Source organism: Halalkalibacter flavus (genome assembly GCF_036663575.1).
Taxonomy (GTDB): domain Bacteria; phylum Bacillota; class Bacilli; order Bacillales; family Bacillaceae_D; genus Halalkalibacter; species Halalkalibacter flavus.
Genome location: NZ_JAWRVK010000108.1, coordinates 1 through 729 on the forward strand (window position 1 = coordinate 1; position 729 = coordinate 729).

The window sequence follows — 729 nt, forward strand, 5'->3', positions numbered from 1 at the left end:
AATTAATTAAAGAAGCTGAAAAAAATGATCATTCATACACACAGTTTCTTCTAGATATTATGAAGCATGAACAAAAACGTCGTGAAGAAAAACAGGTGGAAAAGAGATTAAAGTGGGCAACCTTCCCGGACTTTAAGACACTCGAAGAGTTCGATATTAAAGAACAACAATCATTAAGTAAGAAGCAATTGAATCAGTTGGCTGATCTGACATGGATTGACCAACTGTACAATTTAGTGTTATTGGGTCCTCCAGGTGTGGGGAAAACACACCTGGCCATAGGCCTAGGTATTAAAGCAATATATGAAGGTTACAAAGTCATCTTTACTTCTATGGGTGACCTTGTGCACGCATTAAAAACAGAAGAGATTACTCGTAAATCAAAAGCAAGATTAAAACGAATAAGAGAAGCAGATTTGGTCATTATTGATGATTTAATGTTTATGGCAATGGATCAGCAAGAAGCAAACCTATTCTTTCATTTAATAAACGACTTACATGATCGGTCATCTATCGTGTTAACCTCAAACAAAGCTCCAAAAGAATGGGGAGAACTGTTAGGGGATCCGGCAATTACAACTGCAATTCTAGACAGGATTGTACACCGTGTAGAAATAATACACCTAACTGGTGACAGTTATCGGATGAAACATCGTAAAAACATCTTTGGACAAGAAAGTGTTTCAAATTAATAAGCAAAAACTGTGTCAAATTACTTGACGGTCACAA

1 protein-coding gene is annotated in these 729 nt (G+C 36.2%); it reads left to right on the top strand.

The window, feature by feature from the left end:
* Window positions 1-692, top strand: a 692-nt coding sequence (gene istB, locus SAY88_RS24605; protein ID WP_332635067.1) for an IS21-like element helper ATPase IstB, incomplete at its 5' end; no start/stop codon positions are given.
* Window positions 693-729 lie beyond the last annotated feature (37 nt).